At 71.9% G+C, this 13,055-nt stretch carries 14 protein-coding genes; 4 read left to right on the forward strand and 10 right to left on the reverse strand.

Annotated features, from left to right (window positions below; all coding sequences use genetic code 11):
- From IT780_RS39690 to IT780_RS39705, 4 genes are all read right to left on the reverse strand, one after another.
- Positions 1–786 carry a type 1 glutamine amidotransferase gene (locus tag IT780_RS39690; RefSeq protein WP_199517048.1) on the reverse strand — a complete coding sequence of 262 codons (786 nt, stop codon included), beginning with the start codon at positions 784–786 and terminating at the stop codon, positions 1–3.
- A 49-nt stretch (positions 787–835) separates the two neighbouring features.
- Positions 836–1,282: a GNAT family N-acetyltransferase gene (locus IT780_RS39695; RefSeq protein ID WP_199517049.1), complete on the reverse strand. Its 447-nt coding sequence runs from the start codon at positions 1,280–1,282 to the stop codon at positions 836–838.
- A gap of 13 nt (positions 1,283–1,295) precedes the next feature.
- On the reverse strand, positions 1,296–1,721 hold the full coding sequence (locus IT780_RS39700; RefSeq protein ID WP_199517050.1) for a DUF350 domain-containing protein: 426 nt from the start codon (positions 1,719–1,721) through the stop codon (positions 1,296–1,298).
- A 77-nt stretch (positions 1,722–1,798) separates the two neighbouring features.
- Positions 1,799–3,151, reverse strand: coding sequence for a glutamine synthetase family protein (locus tag IT780_RS39705; RefSeq protein WP_199517051.1), 1,353 nt, complete (start codon positions 3,149–3,151; stop codon positions 1,799–1,801).
- Positions 3,152–3,280: 129 nt separating this feature from the next.
- Here IT780_RS39705 and IT780_RS39710 point away from each other — a divergent pair, with 129 nt between their 5' ends.
- The 3 genes from IT780_RS39710 (at position 3,281) to IT780_RS39720 (ending at position 6,544) form a co-directional block, all read left to right on the forward strand.
- Entirely contained in the window at positions 3,281–5,080 is a 1,800-nt protein-coding gene (locus IT780_RS39710) for an NAD+ synthase (RefSeq protein ID WP_199517052.1), read from the forward strand.
- Between the two features lie 110 nt (positions 5,081–5,190).
- Positions 5,191–6,033, forward strand: coding sequence for a 3-methyl-2-oxobutanoate hydroxymethyltransferase (gene panB, locus IT780_RS39715; RefSeq protein ID WP_199517053.1), 843 nt, complete (start codon positions 5,191–5,193; stop codon positions 6,031–6,033).
- Between the two features lie 61 nt (positions 6,034–6,094).
- The gene (locus tag IT780_RS39720) at positions 6,095–6,544 is read left to right on the forward strand and encodes a VOC family protein (protein ID WP_199517054.1); all 450 of its coding nucleotides are present in this window, start codon (positions 6,095–6,097) and stop codon (positions 6,542–6,544) included.
- On the opposite strand, the gene IT780_RS39725 is transcribed toward IT780_RS39720, so the two are convergent.
- The 4 genes from IT780_RS39725 to IT780_RS39740 all read right to left on the reverse strand — a co-directional run bounded on the left by IT780_RS39725 (position 6,541) and on the right by IT780_RS39740 (position 10,576).
- A complete protein-coding gene (locus tag IT780_RS39725; RefSeq protein ID WP_199517055.1) occupies positions 6,541–7,965 on the reverse strand; it encodes an RNB domain-containing ribonuclease in 1,425 nt (474 codons plus the stop codon). The two genes, IT780_RS39720 and IT780_RS39725, sit on opposite strands and share 4 nt — an antisense overlap.
- A 66-nt stretch (positions 7,966–8,031) precedes the next feature.
- The gene (locus tag IT780_RS39730; RefSeq protein ID WP_199517056.1) at positions 8,032–9,111 is read right to left on the reverse strand and encodes a hypothetical protein; all 1,080 of its coding nucleotides are present in this window, start codon (positions 9,109–9,111) and stop codon (positions 8,032–8,034) included.
- Between the two features lie 87 nt (positions 9,112–9,198).
- Positions 9,199–9,405 (reverse strand): hypothetical protein, encoded by a 207-nt coding sequence (locus tag IT780_RS39735; protein ID WP_199517057.1) that lies wholly within the window; start codon positions 9,403–9,405, stop codon positions 9,199–9,201.
- Positions 9,406–9,553: 148 nt separating this feature from the next.
- Positions 9,554–10,576, reverse strand: coding sequence for an aspartate-semialdehyde dehydrogenase (locus tag IT780_RS39740; RefSeq protein ID WP_199517058.1), 1,023 nt, complete (start codon positions 10,574–10,576; stop codon positions 9,554–9,556).
- Between the two features lie 111 nt (positions 10,577–10,687).
- Between IT780_RS39740 and IT780_RS39745 the strand changes: the two genes are divergently transcribed.
- A complete protein-coding gene (locus tag IT780_RS39745; RefSeq protein ID WP_199517059.1) occupies positions 10,688–11,488 on the forward strand; it encodes a class I SAM-dependent methyltransferase in 801 nt (266 codons plus the stop codon).
- Between the two features lie 177 nt (positions 11,489–11,665).
- Here IT780_RS39745 and IT780_RS39750 read toward each other — a convergent pair whose 3' ends face one another.
- On the reverse strand, positions 11,666–12,283 hold the full coding sequence (locus IT780_RS39750; RefSeq protein WP_199517060.1) for a M15 family metallopeptidase: 618 nt from the start codon (positions 12,281–12,283) through the stop codon (positions 11,666–11,668).
- Positions 12,284–12,363: 80 nt separating this feature from the next.
- Positions 12,364–12,978 carry a GTP cyclohydrolase II gene (locus IT780_RS39755; protein ID WP_199517061.1) on the reverse strand — a complete coding sequence of 205 codons (615 nt, stop codon included), beginning with the start codon at positions 12,976–12,978 and terminating at the stop codon, positions 12,364–12,366.
- Positions 12,979–13,055 lie beyond the last annotated feature (77 nt).

Consider the following 13,055-nt stretch of genomic DNA (forward strand, 5'->3'; position numbering starts at 1 on the left):
TCACTGTCCCAGCAGCGGCAGCGTGCGCGGGGTGCCGGGGGCGGGGATGTCGGCGCCGGGCAGCTCGCCGCGGGCCAGCGCGGCGAACCGGGCGGTGAACGGCTGCCAGACCTCCTCGACGTCGGCGAGCACGTCGGCGGTGGCGGCGATGACGACCTCGGGGTCGTAGCCCAGCTCCTCGAGGACGGCCGCGTCCGACCGGGCCCAGGCGGCGATCATGCCGGCGTCGCACTCGATGTGGAACTGCAGGCCCCAGGCCCGGTCGCCGAGCCGGAACGCCTGGTGCGGGTAACGGCTCGAGGCGGCCAGCAGCACGGCCCCGATCGGCAGCTCGGTGATCTCGTCGGCGTGCCACTGCACCACGTCCGGCAGCAGCGGCACGTACTTGAACAGCGGGTCACCGTCCGCGGCGTCGCGGCGCCCCACCAGGCCCGGCCCGATCTCCGGGCCGGACGTGCTGCGCTCGACCAGCCCGCCGTGCGCCTGCGCCAGCAGTTGCGCGCCCAGGCAGACGCCGAGCGTCGGCACGTGGTGCCGGACCGCCTTGCGCAGCAGCCCTTCGAGCTCGGGGAACCAGGGCGCCCCGGGCCGGCCGTCGGCGTCGGCGAAGGCGCTCTGGTCGCCGCCGAGCACCACGAGGCCCAGGAACCCGTCCAGGTTCTCCGGGAGCGGCTCGCCCGCGTGCGGCCGTACGACCGTCAGCTCGAGCCCCGCCTCGGCGAACCAGTCGCCGAGCCGGCGCAGATCGTCGGACGGGTCGTTCTCGATCACCAGTGCTGTACCCACCCGTCGAGGCTATCGGGTGGGACCGACGGAAACCCCGCCCGCACCCCGTTCACGCGGCGTGGGACACGCTCCATCGGGCCACGACCTCGTCGCCCTCCGTCTCGCCCGTCTCGGCGAACCCGAGCGAGAGGTACAGCGCCCGGGCGGCCGCGTTGAGCGGCGAGTAACTGAGGGCGACGTTCGGGGTGCCCGGTTCGGCGGCGAGCCGGTCGCGCAGCGCGAGCACCAGCGCCCGGCCGATGCCCTGCCGCTGCCGCGACCGGTCCACGACGATCCCGCCGATCCACCGGCTGCGGTCGTCGTCCACGGCCCACATGCAGAACCCGGCGACCTGCCCGCCGACGGTGACGGCCAGCGGGTGCCACAGGCCGCCGTAGTGGCACAGGCAGAGGTAGTACGCGACGTCGCTGACGAACTCACGCTGCTCCGGCCGTACGGTCAGAGCGGCGCACGCACGCCAGTTGTCCGCGGTGACCGGCTCCAGGTCGATCTGCACGGCGCGGGCGGCGTCAGGCGATGCAGGCGCAGACGATCAGCGCGGCGCCGAAGTGCGAGGCCGCGCTGACCATGGCGCCCGGGTGCCGTTCCTGGGTGCAGATGACCTCGCCGAGCTTGCCCGGCGTCATCCAGTCGAGCACCAGGAACGCCAGGGCCATCACCGCGATGCCGAGCACGCCGAAGATGGCCGTGGAGGCCAGCCCTTCGCCGAAGTTCGAGTAGCTGGTGAAGATCGCCGTAAACACGATCGCCGCGATCCCCAGCTGGTTCGAGGCCAGGAGCAGGGCCGCGTTCGGGTTCTTGTCGACCCAGATCAGGTCACGCAGCTTGCCCGGGGTCAGCAGATCGACGAGCACGAAGCCCAGGGCCATCAGCCCGATGCCGACCGCGCCGAACACGATGCTGCGTCCGGCGCCCTCCAGCAGATTCTCCAGCACGGTGTCTCCCTCGCGATGACGTCAGAGGCACCGTATCGGACCAGCACAGGCGGGTGATCCACCGGCCGGGCGAAAGATCAGAGTGTCCCGAGGTAGCGCTGCCGCTCGTACGGCGTGACTTCGCGCCTGTACTGCTCCCACTCCTGCCGCTTGTTGCGCAGGAAGAAGTCGAACACGTGCTCCCCGAGGACCTCCGGGATCAGCTCCGACTTGGCCATCACGTCGATCGCCTCGGCCAGGTTCTCCGGCAGCGAGTCGTACCCCATGGCCTTGCGCTCCTGCGGCGACAGCGCCAGCACGTCGTCCTCGGCGCCCGGGGGCAGCTCGTACCCCTCCTCGATGCCCTTGAGCCCGGCGCCCAGCAGCACGGCGAAGGCGAGGTACGGGTTGGTCGCGGAGTCGATCGAGCGCACCTCGACGCGGGCCGAGTTGGGCTTGCCGAACGCGGGCACCCGGACCAGCGCGGAGCGGTTCAGGTGGCCCCAGCTGACGAACGCCGGCGACTCGGTGATCCGGTCCGGCAGCTGCAGCGGGAACAGCCGCTTGTACGAGTTGACCCACTGGTTGGTGACGGCCGTGTACTCCCGGGCGTGCACCAGCAGCCCGGCGATGAACGCGCGGGCGGTCTTGGAGAGCTTCAGCGGGTCCTCGGCGTCGTGGAAGGCGTTGCTCTCGCCCTCGAACAGCGACAGGTGCGTGTGCATGCCGCTGCCGGGCTGGTCCGTGTACGGCTTCGGCATGAAGGTCGCGCGCACGCCCTGCGACAGCGCCACCTCCTTGACCACGTGCCGGAACGTCATGATGTTGTCGGCGGTGGTGAGGGCGTCGGCGTACCGCAGGTCGATCTCCTGCTGGCCGGGCGCGACCTCGTGGTGGCTGAACTCGACCGAGATGCCGATGCGCTCGAGCGCGAGCACGGCCTGGCGGCGGAAGTCGCGCGCGACCGAGTGCGTGGTGTGGTCGAAGTAGCCGCCGCCGTCGACCGGGATCGGCACCGAGCCGTCCAGCGGGCCGTCCTGCACGAGGAAGAACTCGACCTCGGGGTGCGTGTAGAAGGTGAAGCCCTTCTCCGCCGCCTTGGCGAGCATGCGGCGCAGCACGTGGCGCGGGTCGGCCCAGGCGGCGCTGCCGTCGGGCAGCAGGATGTCGCAGAACATCCGGGCGCTCTCGCCGCTGGCCCCGCCCTCGAACGGGAAGACCTGGAAGGTGGTCGGGTCGGGCATGGCGACCATGTCGGACTCGGAGACCCGGGCGAAGCCCTCGATCGCCGAGCCGTCGATGCCGATGCCCTCCTCGAAGGCGGACTCGAGCTCGGCCGGCGCGACCGACACGCTCTTCAGGGTGCCGAGCACGTCGGTGAACCAGAGCCGGACAAAACGGATGTCCCGCTCTTCGAGCGTCCGGAGCACGAACTCCTGCTGTCGGTCCACGTCAACCCCTCGTACTCGCCCGGCGGCCAGTCTCCCCTTGTTCCGTTACGCCGAGATTACGCTGGCCATGAGGGCCCGGCGGCAGGGGACACCGACATGGGATCTCCCCACCTGGGGAAGAATAGTGGCATGCCCTCGTTGCGCATCGCCCTTGCCCAGGTGAACTCGACCGTCGGTGACATTCCCGGCAACGCCGCCGCGGTCCGCCGCTGGACCCGCCGGGCCGCCGACGCCGGCGCGCAGCTCGTCGCGTTCCCCGAGATGATGCTGACCGGGTATCCCATCGAGGACCTGGTGTTCCGGAACTCGTTCGTCAAGGCCTCGCAGGACGCGCTGCGGCAGCTCGCCACCGACCTCGCCGCGGACGGCCTCGGCGACGTCGCCGTGGTCGTCGGATACGTGGACGCCGACGGTCCCGCACCCACCAGCGCCGACGCGGTGCCGGGCAGCGGTCGCCGGGACGCCTCAGCGCTGCTGATCGGCGGCGAGGTGGCGGCCACGTACTTCAAGCACCACCTGCCCAACTACGGCGTCTTCGACGAGGACCGCTACTTCGAGCCGGGCACCTCGCTGACCGTGGTGCGCTTCGGCGAGGTCGACGTGGCGCTCACCGTCTGCGAGGACCTGTGGCAGGCCGGCGGCCCGTTCGCCGCCGCGCGCCGGGCCGGCGTCGGGCTGGTCGTCACCATCAACGCCTCGCCGTACGAACTCGACAAGGACGACGTGCGACTGCCGCTGGTCAAGCGCCGGGCCGCCGAGGCGGGCGCGACCGTGGCGTACGTGAACCTCGTCGGCGGGCAGGACGAGCTGGTCTTCGACGGCGACTCGATGATCGTGACCGCGACCGGCGAGCTGCTCACCCGGGCCGGGCAGTTCACCGAGGAGCTGCTCGTGCACGACGTGGAGGTCGAGTCCGCGCCGGTCGACGCGGCCACCCCGCCGGTGCCGCCCTCCTCCTCGGAGGCGCCGCACGGCGAGGACCAGGGCGACGACGACATGACGATCGAACGCGTACGCCTCACCGCCACGCCCCGCCCCCTGAGCGACGGACCGGCGGTCGGCGGCATCGCGGAGCGCGTCACCGACGAGGCGGAGATCTGGTCCGCGCTCACCCTCGGCCTGCGCGACTACGTGGAGAAGAACGGCTTCCGCTCGGTGGTGCTGGGCCTGTCCGGCGGCATCGACTCGGCGGTCGTCGCGGCGATCGCCGTGGACGCGCTCGGACCGGAACGCGTGGTCGGCGTCTCCATGCCCAGCGGTTACTCCTCGACCCACTCCCGCGACGACGCCGCCGACCTGGCCAAGCGCACCGCCCTGGACTACCGCAGCGAGCCGATCCAGCCGATGGTCGACGCGTTCCTGGCCAACATGTCGCTCTCCGGCCTCGCTGTCGAGAACCTGCAGGCCCGCGTCCGCGGCGTGATCCTCATGGCGCTGTCGAACCAGGAGGGCCACCTCGTGCTCACCACCGGCAACAAGAGCGAGCTGGCGGTCGGCTACTCGACGCTGTACGGCGACTCCGTCGGCGGCTTCAACCCGCTCAAGGACGTACCGAAGACGATGGTGTGGCGGCTGGCCAAGTGGCGCAACGAGGACGCGGCGCACCGCGGCGGCGAGCCCCCGATCCCGGAGAACTCCATCACCAAGCCGCCGTCGGCCGAGCTGCGCCCGGGCCAGGTGGACACCGATTCGCTGCCCGACTACGAGATCCTCGACGCGATCCTGTCCGGGTACATCGACGGTGACCTGGGCCGCGACGACCTCGTCGCCGCCGGCCACGACGCCGCGCTGGTGGACCGGGTGCTGCGGATGGTCGACATCGCCGAATACAAGCGCCGCCAGTCCGCGCCGGGGACGAAGATCTCCATCAAGGCGTTCGGCCGCGACCGCCGCCTGCCGATCACCAACCGGTTCCGGGAGAACGCCTGAGGTTCCTGTGACCGGCTCCACTCACCTCTGACCGCGGGGCCACCCCGGGTGCGACGATGCGAATCAGACCCGGGGACCGCACACCGCGGCCTCGAGGGAAGGAGACGACGATGTCCGAGACACCCGCCGAGGTGCCCACCCTGTACGGCGGCCCGCCCACGCGCCGCGTCCGCACCCGCGACCTGCTCGCCGCCAAGGAACGCGGCGACCGCTGGGCGATGCTGACCTCGTACGACCAGTACACTGCCGCGCTGTTCGACCGCTCCGGCATCCCGGTGCTGCTGGTCGGCGACTCCGCGGCCAACAACGTCTTCGGGTACGAGACGACGCTGCCCGTCACGACCGACGAGCTGCTGCCCCTCGTCCGCGCGGTCGTCCGCGCCACGACCACCGCGCTCATCGTGGCCGACCTGCCCTTCGGCTCGTACGAGGAGGGCCCGGTGCAGGGCCTGCGCACCGCCGTACGGTTCATGAAGGAGGGCGGCGCGCACGCCGTCAAGCTGGAGGGCGGCCGCCGCGTCGCCGAGCAGATCCGCGCGATCACCGGTGCCGGCATCCCGGTGATGGCGCACGTCGGTTTCACCCCGCAGAGCGAGCACGCCATCGGCGGCTACCGGGTGCAGGGCCGCGGCAGCGCCGCCGAGGAGGTCATCGCCGACGCCCGGGCGGTCGCCGAGGCGGGCGCCTTCGCGGTGGTGCTGGAGATGGTGCCCGGCGAGGTCGCCAAGCAGATCACCAAGGAGCTGCCGATCCCGACCGTGGGCATCGGCGCGGGCCCGGACACCGACGCGCAGGTGCTGGTCTGGCAGGACATGGCCGGGCTGCGCGAGGGCAGGGCGCCGCGCTTCGTGAAGCGGTACGCCGACCTCGCCGGCGTGCTGGGTGAGGCCGCCCGCCGCTACGCCGACGAGGTGCGCAACGGGGAGTTCCCGACCGCGGAGCACACCTTCTAGATCGAGGGCGAACCCGGGCAAGATCATCTATCGTGGCAGACTTCGTACCAGGAGGTGTCACGTGTCCGTTCCTGCCCGGGTCAGCCTCGCCACCCTCGGCGTGGCCGACGTCGTCCGCGCGACCGAGTTCTACGGCTCGCTCGGCTGGCGGCTGTCGCCCGCCTCGGTGCCCGGGGTGGTGAGCTTCTTCCACACCGCCGGCGGCCTGCTCTCGCTGGTGGCCACGGACGACATCTCGGCTGACGCGGGTCTGCCGACGCGTCCCACGCCCCCGAACCCGGCCACCGACTTCCGCGGCACGATGCTCGCGATCAACGTGGAGAGCCCCGCCGCGGTCGACGAGGCCCTGCGCACCGCCGTCCAGGCCGGCGCGACGCTGGTGAAGGCGGGCAGCCCGGCCGAGTGGGGCGGCTACCTCGGCTACTTCACCGACCCCGACGGGCACCTCTGGGAGATCACCCACAACCCCGCCTGGCCGCTGGACGCCGCCGGGGTCCCGCAACTGCCCTAGGGGCGCTCGAAGCGGACCGTACGCGTCTTCGGGTCGGCCTCGGCCAGGCGTACGGGAATCCGCTCGCCCAGCGGCAGCTCTCCGACGCAGCGGGACTGCACGGCCGGCTCGTCGATCGCCACCGTCCCGCCGGCCGGCCGTGGCTTCGCACCGGCCTCGGCGGGATCGTCCACGTCCAGCACGCCGGCCTCGAACGTCTCCCCCACCCGGTGCGCGAGCAGCACCGCCTCGGCGAGCGAGACGGCGCCCCGTTCCGCGGCCGAGGCGACCCGGTCCGTCGTGGCCATCGTCTTCGGCAGGCGCGGCAGGGCCTCGCGGACCCAGTCCGGCACCTCCCGGCCCTCGTGCAGGGCGAGGCAGACCTCGGTGGCGTACCGGTCGGCCAGGCGGCGCAGCGGCGCGGTGACATGCGCGTACGGCGCACCCACGCCGCCGTGCCCGGTCTGCTCCGGTCCCGCCCCGTCGAAGGCCGTGTACCCCGCCCCGCGCAGCAGCTCGGCCGCCTGCATGAGGAAAGCGGCACCTCGCGGAGCGGCCGGGTCCACCGACGAGACGACCGCGCCGACCGAGGCGCCGTCCGGCCACGTCACGCCCAGCGACGCCGCGGCGGCCCGCAGCTTCGCGACGGCCTCCGGCCGCGGCGGCGGCATCGTCCGCAGCAGCCCCACGCCGCCGTCCAGCATCAGCGTCGCGGCGGCCATGCCGGTGAGCAGCGAGATCTGGGCGTTGTGCTCCTCGACGGGCAGCGGGGCCCGCAGCGTCAGCTGCCACCCGTCGCCGGCGGGCTCGACCTCCTGCTCGGGCAGCGGCAGGTTCACCGCGCCCCGGGCGGCCGCCCGCGCGGCGAGCAACGCCCCGATCTCGGGAAGCAACGCGACGGCCTCCGCAGCCGTGCCCGCGTCGACGGCCTGCTGCACCCCGGCATAGTCGAGCTTGGCACGGCTGCGGACGCGGGCCCGTTCCAGCTCGACGGCCGCGATGGCCCCGTCGGCGTCCAGGTCGATCGTCCACAGGACGGCCGCACGGTCCACGTCCGGCAGCAGGCTCACGGCGTCCTCGCTCAGCACGGTCGGGTGCAGCGGGACTTTGCCGTCCGGCAGGTACACGGTCTGGCCGCGTACCCAGGTCTCGGCCTCCAGCGGACCGCCCGGCCGCACGTACGCGGCGACGTCGGCGATCGCGTACCGCACGCGGTAGCCGCCGGGCCGGCGGCTCAGGTGCAAAGCCTGATCGAGGTCCCGGGACGTGGGCGGGTCGACGGTCACGAACGGCACGTCGGTGCGATCGGTGGCGGGCAGCGGTGTTGCGGCCGCCTCCGCCGCCTCCGCCAGCGCCGCGTCCGGATACCCGTCCGGGAGGTGCAGCTCCCTCCGCAGCTCGGAGAAGTCGATGCGCGGAGCCACTACCCGTTTGATCGGCACGGGTCATTCCTAACACGCGACAGGGCCGCACCGACGACGGCACGGCCCTGAAGGTGTACGGCGGGATCAGCGCTTGGCGGTCGCCTTGCGTGCCGTGGTGGACGCCGCGCGCCCGTTGCTGGCCGCGGTGGCCTTGCGGGCGGCGGCGGGGCTCGCGGGCTGCTTGACCCGGCCGGCGTTGGTGGCCGAGGTCTTCATCATCGACGCGGGCTTGGCGTTGGCCGACTTGGCGTTGGCCGACTTGGCGGCGGGCCGCACCTTCGCGGCGGCGGCGTTACCGGACACTGCCTTCTTCGCCGGGGCCGGCTTGGCGGTCGCGGACTTCTTCGCCGGAGCCGCCTTCGCGGTCGACGCCTTCTTCGCGGGGACAGCCTTGGCGGTCGACGCCTTCTTCGCGGGAGCCGCCTTCGCGGTCGACGCCTTCTTCGCCGGGGCGGTCTTCGTCGCGGCCTTGGCCGGCGCCTTCTTGGCCATCGTGCTCTTGGCCGCGGCGGTCTTGGTCGTGGTGGCCCTGGCCGCGGCGGTCTTGGCAGTGGCCTTGGTCGCGGCGGTCTTGGCAGTGGCCTTGGTCGCGGTCTTGGCAGGCGCCTTCTTCGCGGCCGTCTGCTTGGCCGGGGCCGCCTTCTTGGTCGCCGACGCCGCCTTGGCCGCGGTCGACTTCACCGCGCCGGTCGCCTTGGCCGCGACCGACTTCACGGCCGACGTCGCCTTGGCCGCCGCGCCGCCCTTCGCCTTCCCGGCGGCCGGCTTCGAGGCCTTGCCCGCGGCCGGTTTGACCGCCGCGGTGGCCGGCTTCGGAGCCTTCGCGCCGGCCGAAGCCTTCGAGGCCTTCGCGGTCGACGCCTTGGCCGACGACGCGGACCTGGTGGCGGTCGCGGTCGCGGCGGACGTGCGCTTGGCGGCCGTCGGCGTGGCGGCGGAGGCGCGCTTCGGGGTGGCCGTTGCGGCGGTGGTGCGCTTGGTGGCGGCCGAGGAGGCCGCGGCGGTCCGCTTGGTGGCGGTCGCGGTGGTGGCGGCGCGCTTGCCGGCGGCCGAGGTGGCGGCGACGGCGCGCTTGCCGGCCGCGGGCTTCGGCGCGGCGGCCGGCCTGGCGGCGGGCTTCGTCGCGGCAGCCCGGGTCGGGGCGGCCTTCTTGGTCACGGCCATGGGGTCGTTCCTCCTAGCGAATGACTGCGGGCTAGTCTCCGCACGGAGACCGAAGATTCCGGCTTGGACACAGCGGTCGTGCCGGGTCTAGCTGACCTCCCCGGTCCAGCGGGCATCCTCGGCATCCCACGCCGCATTGCGCTTCTCGACGGTCTCGAGTGCCCGCGTGGCGTCGTCAGCGGAGGCGTACGGACCGAGCCGGAACTGGGCAGGACACACGTCGTCCCCGGACTCGACCCGGTCATGCCGGAGGCACCAGAAATAGCCGCCCCCGCCAGGCCCACTGTCGTTCATGACATCACTGTGCACCTCAAACCGACCATGCGCTACCGATTCAGGCAAAAAGCCCGGTTTTTCCATAGTGGAGCGTCGCGAAGACCCCCCGAAGGAACGACAAAACCCGCCCCACCGACGCGGTGGGACGGGCTTTACGGAGCGGCGATCAGAGCGACTTGGCAACCACTTCCGCCACCTGTACGGCGTTGAGCGCGGCACCCTTGCGCAGGTTGTCGTTCGACAGGAACAGGGCCAGGCCGTTGTCGGCGGTCTCGTCGGCGCGGATGCGGCCCACGTACGTCGGGTCCTGCCCGGCCGCCTGCAGCGGGGTGGGCACGTCCGACAGCTCCACGCCGGGCGCGGAGGCGAGCAGCTCGCGGGCGCGCTCCGGGCTGAGCGGCCGGGCGAAGCGGGCGTTCACCTGCAGCGAGTGGCCCGTGAAGACCGGTACGCGCACGCACGTGCCGGAGACCCTGAGGTCCGGGATCCCGAGGATCTTCCGGCTCTCGTTGCGCAGCTTCTGCTCCTCGTCGGTCTCGCCGAGGCCGTCGTCGACGATCGAGCCGGCGAGCGGGAGCACGTTGAACGCGATGGGCCGGGCGAACGAGCGCGGCGCCGGGAACTCGACCGCGGCGCCGTCGTGGGTGAGCTCGGTGGCCCGGTCGGCGACCTTCTTGATCTGCTCGTCGAGCTCGGCCACGCCGGCCAGCCCCGCGCCGGAGACGGCCTGGTACGTGGTGGCGACCATCGCGACCAGCTGGGCCTCGTCGTGCAGCGGGCGCAGCACCGGCATCGCGGCCATCGTGGTGCAGTTGGGGTTGGCGATGATGCCCTTGGGGCGCTGCGCGGCGGCGTCCGGGTTCACCTCGGCCACCACGAGCGGGACGCCGGGGTCCATCCGCCAGGCGGAGGAGTTGTCGATCACCACGGCGCCGGCTTCGGCGACGCGGGGCGCGTACTCCTTGGAGCTGCCCTTGCCGGCCGAGAACAGCACGATGTCGAGGCCGCGGAAGTCCGCCGTGGCGGCGTCCTCGACCGTGACTTCGCCGTTCTGCCAGGGCAGGGTGCGGCCCGCGGAGCGCGCGGAGGCGAAGAGCCGGAGCTGGTCCACTGGGAACTGGCGCTCGGCCAGGATGCGGCGCATGACGCCACCGACCTGTCCCGTCGCGCCGACGATGCCGATCCTCATGGCGACAAAAGTACGGCCCCATCTGCGCGTACGGAAATCAGGTATCCGTCACGATCTCACCTATCGGGATCGCTCTCCCGAAATACGAGACGCGGTCCTAGCGTCGGTGGCATGGCTGCTGTCTACACCCACGGGCATCACGAATCGGTCCTGCGCTCACACCGCTGGCGCACCGCAGAAAATTCGGCCGCGTACCTTCTCCCCCACCTGACCTCCGGCGCCACCGTGCTGGACGTCGGCTGCGGCCCCGGCACCATCACCGCCGACCTGGCGACGCGAATCACACCCGGCCGCATCACCGCCCTCGAGCAGACCGAGGACGCCCTGAACCTCGCCAGGGCGGAGATCGCCCGCCGCGACCTGACGAACGTCGACTTCGCCGTCGGCGACGTGCACGCCCTCGACTTCCCGGACGACACCTTCGACGTGGTCCACGCCCACCAGGTCCTGCAACACGTCGGCGACCCGGTCCAGGCCCTCCGCGAGATGCGCCGCGTCACCCGCCCCGGCGGCATCATCGCGGTCCGCGACAGCGACTACGCAGCCTTCACCTGGTATCCCGAACTACCCGAACTCACCGAATGGCTCGACCTCTACCAGCGCATAGCCCGCGCCAACGGAGGCGAACCCAACGCCGCCCGCCACCTCCTCGCCTGGGCCCACGCCGCCAACCTCACCGACGTAACTGCGACATCGAGCACCTGGTGCTTCGCAACAGAAGAAGACCGCGCCTGGTGGGGCACCCTCTGGGCAGACCGCATCACCAAATCCGCCATGGCCACCCAAGCCCTGAAGAGCAAAGCCGCCACAGAGGCAGAGCTTCAGCGCATCGCCGAAGGCTGGCAGAAGTGGGCCGCGGACAACGACGGCTGGCTGTCGATCCTCCACGGCGAGCTCATAGCCCGCGCCTGACCGAACAGGTGGACCACAACGGCTTCGGGGGCGGGGATCGCCTCACGCAGGGATCAAGCCTGACCGCCCGGAGTGAGGCGATCCCCGGGTGTCGCCTCCCCCCCTCTCGCCCCCCCCCCCCCGGCGCGGGCCGCCCCCCCCCCCCCCCCCCCCCCACCCCCCCACAGCAACCACAACCTAAGAAGAAGGCTTATAGGCCCAATGCCAAGGCTCCCGAGGAACGTTCTCGACGAACCCGTACTCGGAACCATGCGACCGCATCCAAGCCTGAGCCTTGGAGTTCAGGTCGAGATCGGTAGCCATCCCCCACCCGTGCTCACTGGTACCAGGCTTAGCGGCCAGCCCGCCCTGCGAGTACAGCCCCTTACGCCGAGCCACGTCGACCTGTTCGCCGTAGGACCGGTACGAGTCGGTGATCCCGATGTGCACCCCCTGAGCCTTGGCGTCCGCCATCATCCGGTTCAGCGACTCGGCCGCCGGCGCCCACAGCTTGTGCCCGGTTGCGCCCACCTTCGAAAGCGCCGACGCCGGGATCTTCCCGTTGCCGTACGCGGCCAGCTCCACCGGAATGCCTTTGCCGTTCAGCTTGTAGGTCTTCGCCGCGGCGGTGGAGCCGGACGCCTGGGTCCCCATCGCGTCGGCGAGTGCCGAGGCGAACGAGGCCCCCGAGGCGGAGGGGGCCGACGAAGGGGAGGCCGACGAGGCGGGCGCGGACTTGGCGGCCTGCTGGGTCTGCAGCGAGATGATGCGGCTCTGGATGTCCGCGATCCGGTTGTTGACGGCCTCGATCCCCACAGCGAAACCTCCGCGCGTTAGTCCGGCCTGACCCCTGTCCGTTCGGCGCGGTCCCGCGATGGCTGAGCGTGAGGAGGAACTCAGACGGCCAGCGGCAGGTCGATCGTGTGGGCGGTGTGCGACACCTTCGCCTGCAGGTAGCGCACGTTGGCGTCGGAGGCGTGCACGCCGGTCGGCACCACCGTCCGGACGTCGATGTCGTGCGCCCGCAGCTGCGCGGCCTTGTCCGGGTTGTTGGTCAGCAGGTCGACCGTGGTGGCGCCGAGCACCGTGAGCATCTGCGCCGCGGCGGTGTAGTCGCGTTCGTCGTCGGCGTGCCCGAGCGCCCGGTTGGCCTCGTACGTGTCCAGCCCCCGGTCCTGCAGCGCGTACGCGTCGAGCTTGGCGTACAGCCCGATGCCGCGGCCCTCCTGGCGCAGGTAGAGCAGGTAGCCGCCGGCAGTGGCGATGCGTTCCACGGCTTCGCGCAGTTGCGGCCCGCAGTCGCAGCGTTCGGAGCCGAACACGTCGCCGGTGAGGCATTCGGAGTGCGGCCGGACCAGCGGCACGCTCGCGCCGGCCACGTCGCCGAGCGCCAGGGCGAGGTGCTCTTTGCCGTCGGCGAGGCCGTCGAAGGTGATGACCTCCGCCGTGGTCGCGTACCCGTCCGCGAACTTGAGCGGGACGGTGACGCGGCTGCGAATACCCAAAGACATGGTGGCTCCCTCTGGCACTTGATGCTTCAAGTACGGATCGACCGTACTCCGCATCGGTCATGGGAATCCACGAGCTG

The sequence above is a fragment of the Nucisporomicrobium flavum genome (genome assembly GCF_016464385.1).
Taxonomy (GTDB): Bacteria; Actinomycetota; Actinomycetes; order Mycobacteriales; family Micromonosporaceae; genus Actinoplanes; species Actinoplanes flavus_A.

What these genes read in the sequence shown, in the direction of transcription:
- IT780_RS39710 (WP_199517052.1), top strand. Translation starts at nt 3,281, where the DNA reads ATGCCCTCGTTGCGCATCGCCCTTGCCCAGGTGAACTCGACCGTCGGT.
- panB (WP_199517053.1), top strand. Translation starts at nt 5,191, where the DNA reads ATGTCCGAGACACCCGCCGAGGTGCCCACCCTGTACGGCGGCCCGCCC.
- IT780_RS39730 (WP_199517056.1), bottom strand. Translation starts at nt 9,111, where the DNA reads ATGGCCGTGACCAAGAAGGCCGCCCCGACCCGGGCTGCCGCGACGAAG.
- IT780_RS39735 (WP_199517057.1), bottom strand. Translation starts at nt 9,405, where the DNA reads ATGAACGACAGTGGGCCTGGCGGGGGCGGCTATTTCTGGTGCCTCCGG.
- IT780_RS39740 (WP_199517058.1), bottom strand. Translation starts at nt 10,576, where the DNA reads ATGAGGATCGGCATCGTCGGCGCGACGGGACAGGTCGGTGGCGTCATG.
- IT780_RS39745 (WP_199517059.1), top strand. Translation starts at nt 10,688, where the DNA reads ATGGCTGCTGTCTACACCCACGGGCATCACGAATCGGTCCTGCGCTCA.
- IT780_RS39755 (WP_199517061.1), bottom strand. Translation starts at nt 12,978, where the DNA reads ATGTCTTTGGGTATTCGCAGCCGCGTCACCGTCCCGCTCAAGTTCGCG.